Source organism: Paenibacillus sp. D9, from assembly GCF_001188365.1.
GTDB lineage: Bacteria > Bacillota > Bacilli > Paenibacillales > Paenibacillaceae > Paenibacillus_O > Paenibacillus_O humicus.
The window spans coordinates 1370637-1385983 of record NZ_JZEJ01000001.1 but is presented as its reverse complement, the minus strand read 5'-3'; the positions used below and the strand labels follow the sequence as shown (position 1 = coordinate 1385983).

Here is a 15347-nt window from a genome sequence, read left to right as displayed (position 1 = left end):
ATCCGCAGCCGCAGATCGGAGGCTCTACCCCAAAAAAATAGATATAATCCCAAAACTGCCACCATTTACGGTCCTTCGAGGCCGTTTTATACTTGTTTATGTAAACGCTTACTTAAGGGAAAGGCATCCAATTTAGTTGAGGAATGGGGAGAGGAAGCCATGAAGCGTAAAGCGCTAGCCTTAACGTTCGCCTCGGTCATGATGACGGGGTCGCTGCTGGCCGCATGCAGCAATTCCACGCCGCCGCCAACGAGCGCGGCGAACACCGGAGGAACGGAGGCGACCAAGGAGCCGGCCGCGAGCGCCGATCCTTCGGCCAGCCCGCAGCCGACCGCGAGCACGGACAGTTCCGGCGGAGCCAAGGAAACGCCGCGCAACGAGACGCTCTATATCAACGGCCTGCAATGGGGAGCGCCGACCAACTTCAACCTGCTGAGCGGCAACCCGGCTTTTCCGATCAACTACGGCAACTCCCGCGAGCTCGTGTATGAAACGCTGTTCATGATCAACATGATCGACGGAAAGCTCGAGCCTCTCCTCGGCAAGTCGTACAGCTGGACGGACGACAAGACGCTGCGCATCGAGCTGAACCCCGACGCCAAGTGGAGCGACGGCCAGCCTTTTACTTCCGATGATGTCGTGTATACCTATGGCCTCGGCAAAAAATACGAGCTCAACTGGTCCAGCTACTGGGATTACATCCAGGACGTCAAGGCGGACGGAGCGAATGCGGTCGTCATCAGCCTGAACCCCGCCAACGCCAACAAACTGACCGTAACCGAGAGCATCGAGCTGATGCCGATGCTGCCGAAGCATATATGGGAAGGCGTCGAGACGAAGTCGAACAACGACCTGGCGACGATCCGCAAGGAAATGAACGCCGACCCGGTCGGCACCGGGCCTTACAAGCTCATGTTCTACAACGACCAGAAGATCACGCTCATCCGCGACGACAACTATTGGGGCCAGAAGCTGTTCGGCAAGCTGCCCGCTCCGAAATATATCACGCATGTCATCTACAAGGACAACGCGGCCGGAGACCTGGCGTTCAAGAGCGGCCAGGTGGACGTCTCGCAGCAGTTCACGCCGCAAGTGTGGAAGATGCAGGAGAAAGCTCCTATCAAGACGTTCTTGAAGGATGCGCCTTACTATTTGCCGGGATCGATGCCATCCATCTTCTTCAATATGTCGAAAAAGGGCCTCGATTCGCCGGAAGTCCGCAAAGCGATCGCGATGTCCATCGACTACAAGAAAGTGTCGCAGCTGGCCATGAGCGGCTATTCGGGCGACATGAAGCCTTCGCTGACGCTCGATACGCCATCGGAGTCCAAGTTCGTCGACCAGGACGCCATCAAGCCGCTGCAGTGGACGACGGACACCAAAGCCGCGAACGCGCTGCTCGACAGCATCGGAGCGAAGAAGGGCAAGGACGGCATCCGTGTGCTGAACGGCCAGCGTCTCGGTCCGTACGAAGTCGAGTGCCCGTACGGCTGGTCCGACTGGAACGCCGCGCTGGAGATCGTCGCCCAGAGCGCCAAGGCGATCGGCATCGAAATTCGTACGAAGTTCCCTGAAGCTCCGGTCTGGACGAACGACCTGCAGACCGGCAAGTTCGACATCATCATGAACACGCCGGCCGGCAATGTGACGCCAAGCAACCCGTGGAGCCGCGCCCGCACGATCATGTATTCCAAAGGCGTAGCGCCGGCCGGCGAGATGGCGTTCTGGAACTGGGGCCGCTATAAAAACGACAAGGCTGATGAGCTGATCGACAAGATCCCGACCGCATCCGAAGCCGACGCCAAGAAGATGTACACGGAGCTGACGCAAATCTGGCTGAAGGACGTCCCGTCCATTCCGCTGATGTACCGTCCGTGGGTGTTCTACACCGTGAACGAGTCGGTCTGGAAGGGCTTCCCGGTCGACGGGGACGGCAGCAACATTCCGCCGCAGATCGCGATAGACGGGGCGGGCATCAAGGCTCTGTATAAAATCACGAACTGACTTCGCTGGCAAGGCGGCCGCTGCGCGTGCCGATCTCTCTTCCGATCGCGGTTGAACTCGGATGCTCTCGATCGCTTGACCCCTTGCAGGGTAAGCATCCTCGATCAAAGGCGAACGCGCTGCTTCTCCAGAGAGATTCGGCCCGCTGCTCCGGGCAGCCGAACCGAACCGCCGCTGCGCGTGCCGATCTCTCTTCCGATCGCGGTTGAACTCGGATGCTCTCGATCGCTTGACCCCTTGCAGGGTAAGCATCCTCGTTCAAAGGCGAACGCGCTGCTTCTCCAGAGAGATTCGGCCCGCTCCGCTCCGGGCAGTCGAACCAACCGCCGCTGCGCGGATAGTCGAACCGAACCGCCGCGGCCATCTCCGCTTCCGGGCACGCTTGGACTCGGAAGCTTGCACGGCTATGCCTCGACCGCAATCATTGCCTCGCAACCACAGGGCCGCCGCATATGCGGCCGGCCCTTCTCCTTAAAGGAAGGTGAAGCTCTTGAATGCCTATGCCCGCTATTTCCTGAAGAAGTCCGGCTGGTATCTCGTCACGCTGCTGATCGCGCTGATTCTTAATTTCCTGCTGCCGAGACTCATCGAGGGCAACCCGGTCAGCACGATCGCTTCCCAGGTGTCGCAGGGAATGACGGACAGCGATTCCATCAAGAAGGTGTACGACAACTTCATGAAGGAGTTCGGGGTGGACAAACCGCTCCTCGCGCAGTTCGGCATTTACCTCAAGAAGCTTGTCACCGGCGATCTCGGAACATCCTTCGGCCTGTATCCGCGCAAGGTATCCGACATCCTGATGGCCGCCGTCCCCTGGACGGTCGCGCTTCAGCTGCCCGCCATCCTCGTCGGCTGGATCATCGGCAACGTGCTCGGCGCGGTGGCCGCCTACCGCAAGGGCGTCTTCGACAAGGTGCTTTTCCCGGCGGCGCTGTTCGTAAATTCCATCCCTTTTTTCACCCTCGCCATCATCATGCTGTACCTGCTCGCGATCACGCTCAAGTGGTTTCCGATGTCCGGAGGCTACGATTATCAGATGGTGCCGCATTTCAGCCTCGACTTCATCCTCTCGGTGCTCCGCCACCACACGCTGCCGTTCCTCTCGATCGTGCTCGTCACGATCGGCGGCCAGGCGATCGGCATGAGGGAGATGAGCATCTACGAGCTGAACTCCGACTATGTGCTGTACAGCAAGCTGCTCGGCATCCGCGATTCGCGCGTGGCGCGTTATGTGTTCAAAAACGCCATGCTGCCGCAGATTACAGGCCTTGCCCTGTCCATCGGCACGATGGTCGGCGGCTCGCTCATCTGCGAGATCGTCTTCAGCTACCCCGGTATCGGCACCTGGCTGTTCACGGCCATCCGGCAGCTGGATTACCCGCTCATCTCCGGCTGCACGCTGCTGATCGCGCTGACGGTGCTGCTGGCGAACTTCACAATCGAGATCGTCTACGGCATCGTCGATCCCCGCATTAAGGCGTCCCAAATGGAGGAGAACTGAGATGAAGCATTCCGCCGGCATTCTGATCCGTTCGCCCAAGTTCATGTTCGGCGCCATCATGCTGCTGCTGATGGTCGCTCTTGTCGTCATCGTGCCGCTGATCAACCGGGCCGATCCGCTGTCGATGGAGGCGCTGGCGTTCCAGCCTCCGGGCGGGGGGCTGCTGCTCGGCTCCGACAACTTCGGCCGCGACCTGTTCCTGGAGCTCGTCTACGGCATCCGCACCTCCATCATGGTCGGCCTCGTCGCGGGTGTCTTCGCCACGATCATCGGTCTGGCGATCGGGCTGCTGTGCGGATACGCCGGGGGCTTTCTCGACAACATCCTGACCGCGGTGACGAACATGTTCATCGTCATCCCGTCGTTCATCATCCTGATCCTGATCTCCGTCAGCATCAACTCCCGCAGCTCGCTGCTCGTCGCCCTGATCATCGGCCTTACGAGCTGGCCGTGGACCGCGCGGGCGGTGCGCGCCCAGACGAGCTCGCTGAGGAACCGGGATCATGTCAATCTGGCCAAAATATCCGGACACAGCACGCCGAAGATCATCGTCTTCGAAATTCTGCCGTATATCGCTTCCTACGTCGTCATGGCCTTCATCCTCCAGGTCGCTTCCGGCATCCTGTCGGAGGCTTCCATTTCCATGCTCGGCCTGGGGCCGTACAACACGATCTCGCTCGGCATCATCATGAACTGGGCGCTCGTCTTCGAAGCTCCGGTCGCCGGGGCGTGGTGGGCGTTCATCCCGGCCGCCTTCTCGATCGCCGTCATCACCTTCTCGCTGTACATGATCAACACCGGCATGGACGAGATCTTCAATCCGAAAATCAGGAGTGAGCGCGCATGAGCCGGAAGCTGGCGGACCTGCAACCCGAACTTGCCCCCGAGCCCCTGCGGCGCGTACTGGAGGTCGAAGGGCTCAAGACGTACTATCGGACGCGTCTGAACGAAAAGGTGTTCGCCGTCGACGGCGTCGACTTCGCGCTCGAGGAGGGCAAGGCGCTCGGCATCGCCGGCGAGTCCGGCTGCGGCAAGTCGACGCTGTCGATGAGCCTGATGGGCTTTTATTTCCCGCCTCTCTATTACGGAGAAGGCTCGATCTCCATAGGCGGCATCGACATCATGAAGCTCGGCAAGGAGAGGCTGCGCAAGCAGATTCTCGGCCGGGAAATCGCCTATATTCCGCAGGCCGCGATGAACGCGCTCAATCCGACGCTGAAGATCATCCGCTTCATCGAGGATCTCATGAAGGAGCATCAGCCGAAGCTGACGAAGCCGCAGGTGAGGGCGATGGCGGAGGAGAGATTCCGCACGCTGCATCTCGCCCCGGAGGTGCTGGACGCCTATCCGAGCGAGCTGTCTGGCGGCATGAAGCAGCGGACCGTCATCGCCATCTCGACGATCCTCAATCCAAAGGTGCTCGTGGCCGACGAGCCGACCTCAGCGCTCGACGTCACCTCGCAGAAGGCGGTCATCCGCCTGCTCAAGGAGCTGCTGGACAAGAAGTTCATCCGTTCCCTCATCTTCATCACGCATGAGCTGCCGCTGCTCTACCATGTGACGGACGACATCATGGTCATGTACGCGGGCGAGATCGTCGAGCGGGGCACGGCGCAGCAGATGGTGTTCGACCCTGTCCATCCTTATACCAAGCGGCTGATGGGCTCCATCATCGTCCCCGAGGAAGGCATGAAGGACCACAAGCTGTCGGCCATTCCCGGGGCTCCGCCCAACCTCAAGAACGTGCCGGAAGGCTGCCGCTTCGCGGAGCGCTGCGACTTCGCGCGGGAGGAATGCCGCAGCGGCAAGATTCCGATGCGCGTGGAGGCCGGCAGGACATACCGCTGCATATTCGGCGTGGATACCTTGAAGGAGTGGTATGCGGATGAAGAAGTTCAGCGATAAGGACATTCTGCTCGCCGGAGTCGGCGTCACCAAGGTGTTCGGCTACGGCAAGAAGAAAAAGACGGCCGTGCGTGAGGTGGACTTCGCCTTCCACAAGGGCGAAATCATTTCCATCGTCGGGGAGAGCGGCAGCGGCAAGACGACGCTCGCCAAGATGCTGCTCGGCCTGCTCAAGGAAACGAACGGCAGGATCGAATACGAGGGGGCTCCGAGACGGCTCAAGGGGCATAAGGAGCGGCGGAACTACTGGAAGGACATCCAGGCGATTTTCCAGGATCCGTTTTCCTCATTCAATATGTTCCACCGGGTGGAGAAGCTGCTGCGCGACTGCATCGCCCTGCAAAGCCTGGAGCTGAGCAAGGAGGAGGAGCGCCGGAGAATGATCGATGCCTGCTCGTTCGTCAACCTGAAGTTCGACGAGCTGTACAACAAGTACCCGTTCGAGCTGTCCGGAGGCCAGATGCAGAGGCTCATGATTGCCCGCATCTTCATGATGCGGCCGCGCATCCTGATCGCCGACGAGCCGACATCGATGATCGACGCGTGCTCCCGCTCCACCATTCTCGACATGCTCATGAAGCTGCGGGAGGAGAACGGGATGACGATCATTTTCATCACGCATGACGTCGGGCTGGCCTACTATGTCAGCGATACGCTTTATATTATGGAAAAGGGGCGCATCGTGGAAAAGGGGCCGGCGGAGAGGGTCATCCTGCAGCCGCAGCATGTCTACACGCAGCAGCTCATCGCGGATGTGCCGAAAATCCATGAGGAATGGAACCTGGCATAGAAAGCGGCAGAAAAAAAGCCATTTCGACCTGAAAAGGTCCGAATTGGCTTTTTTTGCTGAAAAAGCAAAGCAAAAGCAAGAGCAGAGGGAAGCTTCCGAATCCATTCCATCGGTATCTTTCTCACTGCATAGACACAAAGGCGGACGCGGCTGCAGGAAGCAGGGCAAGAACGCCTGCGGTCAGGAGGGCATAGGTGGGGGAACGGAGCGGATGCCCTGGACCTGCTTAGCCTCGAGTGCCCAAAATTGAACAACATGTCGGAACAGGCCCATAATCCGCACAAAATGGCGAGAAATGTGCACATCGTCAGCACGAAGCTCCTCCGGCAAACAGTCGCCAGTTCGTCCATTAAAGCAAAATAGCGGATGACCCTGTTAGTGCGTAGTGATTGTAGTTTAGTCAATGCCGCTTTTCTGAGGCAGCAAAGCGGGAGGAATCTACCTTGAGCACAAGTTGATCGCTATTGATTAGAGTAACTCTAACATAATTTGCTATAAGAGCTTACATAGAATCAAATACAATCCTTTACCTATAAGGTCTGGATGCATGGAATTGACTTAGAGGTACTTTAACCCGGTAAGCTAATGTAGAAACAATAAGTAATTACTCGAAGGAGATAATTCCATGACAAAAACGGTATGAAGCTAATGTAGAAACAAAAAGAAATTCCTCGAAGGAGCCCGTTTATTGACAAAAACGGATGTTCGACAGGAATAGGAATTCTTACAGCAAGGAAGTCTTCGGTACGATGAACGTCATTCAGGCGTTTACCTCTTATTTCCGCGGGCAGGCGGCTGAACCATCATGCAGATGAGAACCAGGTTGCCGGCCGGATTTAAGCTGCAGCCAACGATGAGTCTGTCCGGTTCCGTTTTCTTTCAAGTCCGGATGTGGAAAAAAACGGCCAGACTGAGTCGGACCACATCGGAAGAAACGTTACAGGACGACCCTGCGGGAACTGTTAGGGCAAAAAACATGGAAATATAGTACATAAAAGGATGAATGGCGGAACTTTGAAACTTGAGAAGCAAAGATATTGAAAGAGGAGAAAAATAAAGCTGAAGTTAAGCAAGATGAGCTTGCTTGTCTTGGTATCGATGCGCTAATGGTGCTGTCCGCATGCAGTCAGTCAGTGGATCTCTATACATTTTCAGGGGAAGGATGAGTGGATGATGGAGAACAAACTAAACCCGGAAATTAAAGAAATGTTTTCTTATTTGCCAGAAGTCATTTATACCCGAGAGAACTTAAATGCCAAAAGGAACGAAATGAATGAGATGTTTGCTGGTATAGCTGCAACGTTGCCCGCTAATGATGCTGTTTTAACATCAGAGAAACATGTTCCTGGAGCAGAGGGAGATCCAGATGTTCGGATCAAAATTTACGAACCAAGAGTGAAGGAAGAAACGCTGCCCGGTGTTCTGTATCTTCATGGCGGCGGCTATATCCTTGGATCTGCTGATATGATGGACCCTACTTTGCAGCAACTGGTATCCGAACTCGATTGTGTCATCGTTTCAGTGGATTATCGGCTGGCTCCAGAACATCCTTATCCAGCTCCACTTGATGATTGCTATGCTGCACTCGAATGGTTCTCTAAAAATGCTGAAGAGCTGGGGGTTGATTCATCCAGAATCGCAGTAATCGGTCCCAGTGCCGGAGGTGGATTAACGGCTGCCGTCTCCCTTTTGGCAAGAGATCGCAAGGGGCCTGCAATAGCATTCCAAATGCCTCTCTACCCCATGATTGATGATCGGATGACTTCGAAGTCCTTCAATCAAATCACAGATCGAAGAGTATGGAATGATGAGAAAACCCAATTTGGGTGGGAAATGTATCTAGGGGATTTAGATGAAGGAACCCAATACGCTGCTCCTGCACGAGCAACGGATTTGTCAGGACTTCCACCCACATACACCTGTGTTGGTGACTTGGATCCATTTCGCGATGAAACAATCGATTATGTAACAAGGCTGACGCAGGCGGGGGTGCCGACAGAGTTTCATCTATACCCTGGAGGTTTTCACGGCTTTGAAGAATACTTTCCTACTGCTGAAATCAGCCGGAGAGTTGTAGACGGATATAAAACGGCTTTAAAGCGTGCCCTACACAAATGATCGTTGATTCACGCTCGCCAGTCTGCATTCATCACGTTGCAGTTTGTGCTTTCTGTCGGCCTCAGAATGTCCGACTTGGCTTTCTCTTGAGCTGCTGAAGCCATATTGCCATACGGCTCCCAAAACAACTTTAGGGAGTAAAAAAGAAGAAGAGGGGTTTTAACCGTGGAAAAACTACAAGGAAAAGTAGCGATCGTGACAGGTGCATCAAAAGGGATTGGCGCAGGCATTGCAAAAGCCTTTGCGGCAGCTGGTGCAGCGGTAATCGTCAATTATGCGGGAAGCAAAGAAGGTGCGGATCTCGTTGTTTCCGAAATCATGAAAAACGGAGGACGGGCAGCCGCCATTCAGGCCAATGTTTCCAAGGAAGCCGATGTCAAACGGTTATTTGAAGAAACAAAGCGGTTATTTGGCCCAATCGATATTCTGGTGAATAATGCCAGCATCTTTCGGTTCGCGACTCTTGAGGCAATAACCGAGGATGAATTTCACAGTCACTTTAATACCAACGTTCTGGGGCCAATCCTGACCAGCAAAGAAGCCGTCCAGCATTTCGGAACAAAAGGCGGCAATATCATTAACATCAGCTCTACTGAGGGCATTAATCCTTCTGTGTCCGCGTTGCTCTATGCGGCGACAAAAAGCGCAACGGGCTCCATGACGCGAGTGATGGCAAAAGAACTCGGAGGACGAAATATCCGCGTGAACGCCATCGCTCCGGGGACAACGGAGACAGAAGGCACACAAGCGATCGGAGCTTGGTCCCAGATCCGAGAACATGCTGTTTCCATGACACCGCTTGGACGTGTAGGACAGCCCGAAGATATTGCAAGAGCAGCTGTATTCTTAGCGTCCGACGAAGCGGCTTGGATTACTGGCGATACCATTCTCGTTTCGGGCGGTCTGCTATAAGCCGACTCGACAGCCTTGAACTTTAAACAAAACGATCGTTGAGAAAATATAGCATCAGGCTGTCCCAGCATCGAAGCAGCAGCCACGGAAGAGAAAATAAAGTCCTTGAAGCCATCACGTTTAACACAAGGAGAAAATGAATGAACATTCGTTCCCTGTCGGAATCTGATGCTCATGCATACCAGCAATTGCGCTTAAACGGGCTGCAAAGCAGCCCGGAAGCTTACGTTTCTTCCTATGAACAGGAAGCCAAGTTTCCCTTGGAATTTTACAAAGAACTCCTCAAACCGACTCCCGATAAATTTGTCCTTGGAGCCTTTGTCAATAACACTCTGTTCGGAATGGCAACTTTCATGCGGGACACCGGCCTTAAGGACGCCCACAAAGGAAATATATACGGAATGTATGTAGCTCCTGAACTGCGCGGACATGGCATGGCAAAAGCCCTTATGCTGGAACTTATTCATAAGGCGAGGAAGATAGATGGTGTGGAGCAGCTGAAATTAGCCGTCGTTTCGGAAAATGAAGCGGCAAGAAACCTATACGAATCCTTAGGTTTCGAAGTCTACGGGGTCGAAAAAAACGCATTAAAGCATAATGGGGTCTACTCTGACGGGGTATGGATGGCATTAAGGCTTGCACATTAAGAATACGTTCGTTTTCAGCAACCGCTTTATAAAGCGGACATCGTTACTACTGTTCTCTGCCACGCAGTTGTCTACATGCGAAAAAACGCGCATTTAGTTCAACTTATTATAGGAGGTCTTCATATGTCTTCAACGATTAAAGCAGCGGTTAACAATCATTTTGTGTCTGCGGATCAAGCAGGGGCGAGCCCGCTTATTGCCAACCGGACAGTTGCGCAGAATTGGGAGAAATTTAATGTCATCCATAATTCAGACAATACCGTATCGTTCTTATCGATTGCCAACAACAAATATGTAACAGCTGATCTGAATCAGGGGACTAAACTGATCGCAAGGGCGTCTACGATTCAAGCTTGGGAAAAATTCAGGAAAATCGATCGAGGCAACGGAAAAATAGCCCTTCAAGCTGTAGCCAACAATCTATACGTATCTGTGGACTTGAATCAGGGATCGGTTCTCTATGCGAACAGGAATTCAGCTTCCGGATGGGAAGAATTCATCGTTTCCGCTTCCAATACTGCCCCTGCATCCGCGCAATCGGGCAGTTTCATCGTTACTGAAGACCAATTCAACCAAATATTCTCTAACCGCAATCGATTCTACACCTACTCTGGATTGTTGGCTGCTATCAGCGCTTACCCGGGTTTTACGACAACTGGCAGCATCACCATCCAGAAGCAGGAAGCTGCCGCATTCCTTGCCAACGTTTATCATGAAACGGGAGGATTATACCATGTCGTTGAGCAGAACACGGCGAATTATTCGCACTATTCTGCTGCCCATAATCAGTATCCCCCCGCGCCTGGAAAGCAATATTATGGTCGCGGTCCCCTGCAATTGAGCTGGAATTACAATTATGGGGCGGCAGGCATAGCATTGGGGCTCCCACTCTTGAACAATCCAGATCTAGTTGCCCAGGACGCTTCGGTAGCTTGGAAAACGGCACTTTGGTTTTGGAACACTCAAACAGGCGCCGGAACGATGACGGGACATAATGCGATGGTTAACTCTAAAGGATTCGGTGAAACCATTAGAACGATTAATGGCGCATTGGAATGCAACGGTAGAAATCCGATGCAGGTTCAAAGCCGTACGGTTCAGTATAAACGGATTGCTTCGATTCTCGGTGTGACCCCCGGCGATAATCTTGGTTGCTGAAAGATGAATACTTAAAGAGCTGATTGATGCGGCCATCTTCCTATTTGGACTGCATGCTCTTGATTAAATTTCAGGAGGTTTTATATGTCTTCCACGATTAAAGCAGCGGTAAATAATCATTTTGTGTCTGCGGATCAAGCAGGGGCGAGTCCGCTTGTCGCCAACCGGGCAGTTGCGCAAAATTGGGAGAAATTTAATGTCATCCATAATTCGGACAATACCGTATCGTTCTTATCGATTGCCAACAACAAATATGTCACAGCTGATCTGAATCAGGGTACTAAACTGATTGCAAGGGCGTCTACGATTCAAGCTTGGGAAAAATTCAGGAAAATCGATCGAGGGAACGGAAAAACAGCCCTTCAAGCTGTAGCCAACAATCTATACGTATCTGTGGACTTGAATCAAGGATCGATTCTCTATGCGAACAGGACTTCTGCGTCCGGATGGGAAGAATTCATCGTTTCCGCTTCAGATTCTGCGCCTGCACCTGCGCCGGACAACTGGTCTCTTGTATGGAGCGATGAATTCGACGGGGCTGACGGCACGGCTCCTGATCCCAGCAAATGGGGCTATGATATCGGCGGGCACGGATGGGGGAACAAGGAAAAACAGTATTATACGAATAGTACGAAAAACGCCTATCAAGACGGTTCTGGTCACTTAGTAATTAAAGCGATTAAAGAAAACATAAACGGAATGTCCTATTCGTCCGCTCGATTGGTTTCGAAGAATAAAGGAGATTGGATGTACGGCAAATTTGTCGTTCGTGCCAAGCTTCCTTACGGGAAGGGGATATGGCCGGCTATTTGGATGCTTCCGACAAATTATGAGTATGGCGGATGGCCAGCGAGCGGCGAAATTGACATTATGGAGCAGCGAGGATCGGATCCGTTAAAGGTGATGGGAACCGTTCACTTTGGTAATCCATGGAAATATATCGGTTCGAACTACACCTTGCCGGATAATGGGTATCACGATTATTCCGTTGAGTGGGAACCCAACCAAATTCGGTGGTATGTAGACGGAAAGCTGTATCAAACACGAAACTCAAATGAATGGTTTAGTTCAGGAGGATCGAGTCCGGCTCCATTCAATAAGAAGTTTCACTTTTTATTGAATCTTGCCGTCGGTGGAGATTTTGATGGCGATCCCGATGGCTCCACGATATTCCCGCAAACAATGATGATTGATTTTGTTCGTGTGTACAGTAGGAACACAGTGACCAAGTGACATTCTCCAAACGTGTTCCAACATGAAACATCCTATAAAAACGGACCGGGTAAGGCGTTCGCCCTACCCGGTCCGTTTTCTCCTGCCAATGTTATTGTGCCAGTAGTTATATACTCAGCTTTCGCAGCATGAATTGGTTACAAGCATGATGGGAGCATGGGAGCACGCTATGATTCTGATGAGAGTAAATCGATCTATTTCAAGATAAAGTTCTGACGCACTAAAACACGTTTAAATCCAGCTCGATGAAAGTTGCGGTAAGACTTGTGAGCGTGCTCTTCCCCTTCAAGCGGTTGTCCAGTATCCCCGGTAAAACCGATAACTCCAGCAGCAATTCCATCCGTTATGCGCCGTTTGAATAGTGCATTCTGCGCCCCTCTGCCGCGATATTCCGGTAACGTCGAAGCTACCCCAAGATAGGCCCAGTTGTTGTCGATGAGCATGGCTGCGGAAGCGACGGGTTTATTACCGTCATAGGCCGCGTAAGTTTTCCATTTTGGCCGTCCAGCCAACGCCGAAAAAAACGGGATGTTTGATTCGGGCACACCGAACCCCGCATGTACGGTAAAGCCGAAGTCTTCAGCGCAGGGTGCTCCAACGAGACGGATATCAAGCGTAGGTGGGATTGGATGGCTTTGCACAGGCGATGAATCTCGATAAAATACGGCCTTGCCGTTTCCAACACGTTCCAAGCCTCTTGTGTTCATCCACTCAAGAATCTTTTTAGAAAGGGCATGCGGCGGAATTTGCAAGGGAGAGGACGGAGCCGCATGTTCTTTCAACCATGCGAGTGCCAGTTCCAGCTCCGCTTCGCTTGCTGGCCCAATTCCTACGCCGAGAACGCGGTTGAAATCAGGATAGGGCAGCCCGCGATTAGCGAGGGCAATACTTGATCCCACACGCGTAAAGGAGACATTTGAACTTTTCACATAGCTTTCCGGTGCAGAAGCACACATATCCAACCAAGCCTCGCGTTCAACTTTCTCAATAAAAGGAATGACATTATTATCAATAATCGGCTTCAACAGAGAAATAGTCTCCTTATGTAAGGATTACTTTATACCTTCAAATTATAATTATATTTGATTACTAGTTTAGCGCGGGGGAAATGAGATATGTACAAATTTAATGCTCAATTAATACTTCTTATCCTGGAATAGTCATACTGGAGGGCATAGATTTTCATAGGATTGTGTTCATATTCCATTGCTTGGAGATAACAATGACCATGTGCACTTAAGTAGTCGAGCACTTCGGAGTGGATTTGCGAACGGGATACTCTCTCAGGGGGGACGGGGGGCCAATTGCCTTGGATTGCCTCGACGAGCTTGGGCGATTTTTTTCTTTGGCAGCGCCGCTCTGGCTTCCATTTCCGAGTTGCGGAGCTAAGCCGTCGCCGTCTTGGATTCACTAACGTTCAAAAAGCGCATTCGGGTGGGGATATAGAATGATTAAGGATTGAGCTTACTGACACTACTATGCTTACCATTCAAGCTGCCCTTTCTATTATGGCAGCTTTTCAAATTTATTATCTTGGACATCAATTAACGCCAATTTATAATTGATCTTTTCCAGTGTTTTCACCAATAGGGCTAATTGATCTTCCACTTTGCTTCTCTGGTGCATCAGCATCTGTTTCCTTTGTGGCAATGTACTATCCCCGCGCTTGTAAAGCTCCACGTAATGTTTTATTTCTGATAGTGGCAGCCCTGTTGAACGCAGTGCTTGCACCATCTCAATACAATCGATGTAGTGTTGGCTAAACATGCGGACCCCCTTCGCATCTCGGTCAGCAATTGGCAACACGCCTTCTTTCTCATAGAAACGAAGTGTATATGCAGTAATGCCCATTTTTTTTGAAATTTGCTTAATAGTCAGACTCATTAGAGTTCATTCACCGCCTGTATTGATTAGAGTAACTCTAATATAATTTACAATCAGAACTTACATAGCGTCAATTACAAACCCTTAACAATAAGGAGTAGACAGATGGAATTGACTTAGAGCCACTATAACCGAGTAAGCTAACATAGAAGCGATAAAAACTGAGTTGAAGGAGATAGCTCAATGATAAAAACCGTATTGATCACGGGGTGTTCGACCGGATTAGGCCATACTACAGCCAAGAAGTTTGCTAATGAGGGCTGGAACGTGGTTGCGACGATGCGCAAGCCGGACCAGAGCTTGGCAGAGGAAATTCCCGAACGGATTTTTGTAACGGCGCTCGATATTACTAATCCTGCCAGCATCGAGGCCGCGATTTCGGCAGGGATCGCCAGGTTTGGCAAGATTGACGCGGTTGTGAACAACGCTGGAGTCAGTGTCATCTCGGTGTTTGAAACAACACCTATGAATGCTATCCGCGGGGTTTTCGAGACCAATGTCTTCGGTACGATGAACGTCATTCAGGCGATTACGCCTTATTTCCGCGGGCAAGGCGGCGGAACCATTGTAAATATCACTTCGAACATAGGCTTTACCTCATTCCCGCTTTTTTCGGTCTATGCAGCGTCAAAGCATGCAGTCGAAGGACTGTCGGAATCGCTGGCCTACGAGCTTGAATCGCAAAATATCTCCCTCAAACTGGTGGAGCCAGGTTCCATGCTAACGACAAGCTTCGGGTCGAACACCATGTCCGCATCCCAAGATGCGTCCGTTCCAGAATCGTACAAGCCTTATTTCGATCACATGATGCAATGCATGATGACCTTTCCATTTGGTAATGCTGATGTGAACCAGGTGGCCGGCCAGATTTACGCTGCTGCCAACGATAAGTCTGACCGACTACGCTTTCTTGCAGGTCCGGATGCGGAAGAAACGGCCAGACTGAGATGGACCACGTCGGAAGAAACGTACATGACTACTTTGCGGGAACTGTTGGGGCAAACCGCATGGAAAAATAGTCAAGGAAAGTAACGTTTCAAATAACCCAAACCAGCTATTGTTCTTATAATGTAGAGCACGAAAAGCCTCAGTGATGTACCATGTACATTTTCTGGGGCTTTGCCGATCATTAAAGAAATACTCGGGTGTGTAAAACGAAACCAGAATGTAAATGGGGATTTAGATAAAGGAACCC

14 protein-coding genes are annotated in these 15347 nt (G+C 52.0%); 12 read left to right on the top strand and 2 right to left on the bottom strand.

Translation table 11 applies throughout. The annotated features are described in order from the left end of the window. Window positions 1-159: 159 nt before the first annotated feature. The 11 genes from VE23_RS06460 to VE23_RS06410 all read left to right on the top strand — a co-directional run bounded on the left by VE23_RS06460 (window position 160) and on the right by VE23_RS06410 (window position 12268). On the top strand, window positions 160-2004 hold the full coding sequence (locus VE23_RS06460) for an ABC transporter substrate-binding protein (RefSeq protein WP_048746554.1): 1845 nt from the start codon (window positions 160-162) through the stop codon (window positions 2002-2004). Window positions 2005-2494: 490 nt separating this feature from the next. Then, complete coding sequence (locus VE23_RS06455; RefSeq protein ID WP_048746555.1) at window positions 2495-3505, top strand: ABC transporter permease; 1011 nt, start codon at window positions 2495-2497, stop codon at window positions 3503-3505. A gap of 1 nt (window position 3506) precedes the next feature. Further along, a complete protein-coding gene (locus VE23_RS06450) occupies window positions 3507-4352 on the top strand; it encodes an ABC transporter permease (RefSeq protein WP_049867597.1) in 846 nt (281 codons plus the stop codon). Further along, window positions 4349-5410 carry an ABC transporter ATP-binding protein gene (locus VE23_RS06445; RefSeq protein WP_049867596.1) on the top strand — a complete coding sequence of 354 codons (1062 nt, stop codon included), beginning with the start codon at window positions 4349-4351 and terminating at the stop codon, window positions 5408-5410. Before VE23_RS06450 ends, VE23_RS06445 begins: the two co-directional genes overlap by 4 nt. Then, window positions 5391-6200, top strand: a complete 810-nt coding sequence (locus VE23_RS06440) for an ABC transporter ATP-binding protein (protein WP_048746556.1) — start codon at window positions 5391-5393, stop codon at window positions 6198-6200. The genes VE23_RS06445 and VE23_RS06440 overlap by 20 nt, the downstream gene beginning before the upstream one ends. A 1037-nt stretch (window positions 6201-7237) precedes the next feature. After that, on the top strand, window positions 7238-7366 hold the full coding sequence (locus VE23_RS27630; RefSeq protein ID WP_269745988.1) for a hypothetical protein: 129 nt from the start codon (window positions 7238-7240) through the stop codon (window positions 7364-7366). Window positions 7367-7373: 7 nt separating this feature from the next. Continuing rightward, on the top strand, window positions 7374-8318 hold the full coding sequence (locus tag VE23_RS06430; RefSeq protein WP_049867594.1) for an alpha/beta hydrolase: 945 nt from the start codon (window positions 7374-7376) through the stop codon (window positions 8316-8318). Between the two features lie 165 nt (window positions 8319-8483). Next, window positions 8484-9230 carry an SDR family NAD(P)-dependent oxidoreductase gene (locus tag VE23_RS06425; RefSeq protein WP_021879341.1) on the top strand — a complete coding sequence of 249 codons (747 nt, stop codon included), beginning with the start codon at window positions 8484-8486 and terminating at the stop codon, window positions 9228-9230. Between the two features lie 140 nt (window positions 9231-9370). Continuing rightward, window positions 9371-9877, top strand: a complete 507-nt coding sequence (locus VE23_RS06420) for a GNAT family N-acetyltransferase (RefSeq protein WP_049867593.1) — start codon at window positions 9371-9373, stop codon at window positions 9875-9877. Between the two features lie 123 nt (window positions 9878-10000). After that, the gene (locus VE23_RS25710) at window positions 10001-11035 is read left to right on the top strand and encodes a glycoside hydrolase family 19 protein (RefSeq protein ID WP_084781335.1); all 1035 of its coding nucleotides are present in this window, start codon (window positions 10001-10003) and stop codon (window positions 11033-11035) included. 84 nt (window positions 11036-11119) lie between these two features. Continuing rightward, window positions 11120-12268, top strand: coding sequence for a glycoside hydrolase family 16 protein (locus VE23_RS06410; protein ID WP_049867592.1), 1149 nt, complete (start codon window positions 11120-11122; stop codon window positions 12266-12268). Window positions 12269-12462: 194 nt separating this feature from the next. On the opposite strand, the gene VE23_RS06405 is transcribed toward VE23_RS06410, so the two are convergent. Next, a complete protein-coding gene (locus tag VE23_RS06405; RefSeq protein ID WP_049867591.1) occupies window positions 12463-13293 on the bottom strand; it encodes a hypothetical protein in 831 nt (276 codons plus the stop codon). Between the two features lie 481 nt (window positions 13294-13774). Next, complete coding sequence (locus VE23_RS06400) at window positions 13775-14152, bottom strand: MerR family transcriptional regulator (RefSeq protein ID WP_049867590.1); 378 nt, start codon at window positions 14150-14152, stop codon at window positions 13775-13777. A gap of 183 nt (window positions 14153-14335) precedes the next feature. Here VE23_RS06400 and VE23_RS06395 point away from each other — a divergent pair, with 183 nt between their 5' ends. Continuing rightward, the gene (locus VE23_RS06395) at window positions 14336-15184 is read left to right on the top strand and encodes an SDR family oxidoreductase (protein ID WP_049867589.1); all 849 of its coding nucleotides are present in this window, start codon (window positions 14336-14338) and stop codon (window positions 15182-15184) included. Window positions 15185-15347: the final 163 nt, after the last annotated feature.

Bases quoted from the DNA above. Each gene is read 5' to 3' on its own strand.
- VE23_RS06460 (WP_048746554.1), top strand. From the start codon at position 160: ATGAAGCGTAAAGCGCTAGCCTTAACGTTCGCCTCGGTCATGATGACG.
- VE23_RS06410 (WP_049867592.1), top strand. From the start codon at position 11,120: ATGTCTTCCACGATTAAAGCAGCGGTAAATAATCATTTTGTGTCTGCG.
- VE23_RS06450 (WP_049867597.1), top strand. From the start codon at position 3,507: ATGAAGCATTCCGCCGGCATTCTGATCCGTTCGCCCAAGTTCATGTTC.
- VE23_RS06445 (WP_049867596.1), top strand. From the start codon at position 4,349: ATGAGCCGGAAGCTGGCGGACCTGCAACCCGAACTTGCCCCCGAGCCC.
- VE23_RS06395 (WP_049867589.1), top strand. From the start codon at position 14,336: ATGATAAAAACCGTATTGATCACGGGGTGTTCGACCGGATTAGGCCAT.
- VE23_RS06440 (WP_048746556.1), top strand. From the start codon at position 5,391: ATGAAGAAGTTCAGCGATAAGGACATTCTGCTCGCCGGAGTCGGCGTC.
- VE23_RS06400 (WP_049867590.1), bottom strand. From the start codon at position 14,152: ATGAGTCTGACTATTAAGCAAATTTCAAAAAAAATGGGCATTACTGCA.
- VE23_RS25710 (WP_084781335.1), top strand. From the start codon at position 10,001: ATGTCTTCAACGATTAAAGCAGCGGTTAACAATCATTTTGTGTCTGCG.
- VE23_RS06430 (WP_049867594.1), top strand. From the start codon at position 7,374: ATGGAGAACAAACTAAACCCGGAAATTAAAGAAATGTTTTCTTATTTG.
- VE23_RS06420 (WP_049867593.1), top strand. From the start codon at position 9,371: ATGAACATTCGTTCCCTGTCGGAATCTGATGCTCATGCATACCAGCAA.